This is a genomic window from Zestomonas carbonaria (assembly GCF_904061905.1).
Lineage (GTDB): Bacteria > Pseudomonadota > Gammaproteobacteria > Pseudomonadales > Pseudomonadaceae > Aquipseudomonas > Aquipseudomonas carbonaria.
This window is the reverse complement of sequence record NZ_CAJFCI010000104.1, coordinates 1-204: the sequence shown is the minus strand read 5'-3', so window position 1 is coordinate 204 and position 204 is coordinate 1. Positions and strand designations below refer to the sequence as shown.

General features: G+C 67.6%; 1 protein-coding gene. It reads left to right on the top strand.

Translation table 11 applies throughout. The features are described from left to right. Positions 1-204, top strand: a 204-nt coding sequence (locus tag PSEWESI4_RS24870; protein ID WP_187673925.1) for a contractile injection system protein, VgrG/Pvc8 family, incomplete at both ends; no start/stop codon positions are given.

Sequence of the window (204 nt, the reverse complement as noted above, 5' to 3'; positions counted from 1 at the left end):
TGCGCCGCTTCGCCTACCGCGAGCAGGTGCGCACTGCCGTGCAGACCCAGCTCGACTACAGCTTCAAGCACCCGATCTATAACCAGCAGCATGTCGCCCATGCCACCCACCTCGACCACCAGCACGCCGACTACGAGCGCTACGACTACCCCGGCCGCTACAAGCAGGACGCCGCCGGCAAGCCCTTCACCGCCGCCCGCCTGC